Below are 234 nucleotides of genomic sequence, written 5' to 3'. Positions count from 1 at the left end.
GCCGTGGAGCGCGCGGGTTCGAGAACAGCGACGCGCCGGTCGAACGGGACGTCGGCGGTCGCGAACGCCTGCAGGTCGCGCTCCCGCGCCTGATCGCCGAGGGCGGTGAAGGGCAGGTCTCCGTCCACGGTCGAGCGGAACACCAGCGTGTTGACGAACATGCCGACGAGGACGTCGAGTTCGCGACGACCGCGCCCGGCGATCGGCGTGCCGATGGCGATGTCGTCCGTTCCC

1 protein-coding gene is annotated in these 234 nt (G+C 71.4%); it reads right to left on the bottom strand.

Annotated features, from left to right (window positions below):
* The coding region (locus tag NVV99_RS26905; RefSeq protein WP_260783345.1) for a condensation domain-containing protein at window positions 1-234 on the bottom strand (234 nt) is incomplete at both ends.

Origin of the sequence: Rhodococcus sp. PAE-6, from assembly GCF_025290685.1 — a bacterium.
Classification (GTDB): Bacteria; Actinomycetota; Actinomycetes; order Mycobacteriales; family Mycobacteriaceae; genus Rhodococcus; species Rhodococcus pyridinivorans.
This window is presented reverse-complemented; position numbering and strand designations above follow the sequence as displayed.